The 518-nt window shown below is 70.7% G+C and carries 1 protein-coding gene; it reads right to left on the reverse strand.

Going from position 1 to position 518, the window contains the following annotated elements:
* Nucleotides 1-506: LysR substrate-binding domain-containing protein (locus tag JCM19049_RS17320; protein WP_279403533.1), on the reverse strand; the 506-nt coding region annotated here is incomplete at its 3' end.
* Nucleotides 507-518: the final 12 nt, after the last annotated feature.

The raw sequence follows: 518 nt of genomic DNA on the forward strand, positions 1-518 counted from the left end.
GTCGGGTGGCGGTCCAGCACCTGCGCCAGCCGGTCAAGCACCAGGCTGGCCTTGGGCTTGGCGGCCTGGTCGGGCATCAGCGCAAAGATGGAACGGGCCAGGCGGATCTCGGGCGCATCGACCAGGCGCAGTCCCTCCGGGGCGCGGGCCATCGCCAAATCCGGGACCAGGGCGGCGCCGAAGCCGGCGGCCACCAGGTTCAGCGAGGCCTCGAAGTCGTCGCAGTACGCGGCCACCTGCGGGTGGATGTTGTAGGAGGCGAAGAGCCGGGCAATCAGCGTTGCATCGGATGCGCCGGGATGGTGCATGATCCATGGCCACTGGGCCAGCTGGTCCAGGCTGAGGGTGGAGTCATCGGACATCGGCCAGGAGGCGGGGATCACCACGCGGAACTGGTCATCGCCCAGCCAGGTGCGCGAGAGGTTCGCCGGCCAGCTCAGCCCGCCGGGCCCGACCTGGAAGATCAGCGCCAAATCCAGGTCCCCGCCGGCCCCCAGGCCCGCCACGGTCTGCTGCGG

This window comes from Arthrobacter sp. JCM 19049, from assembly GCF_001310435.1.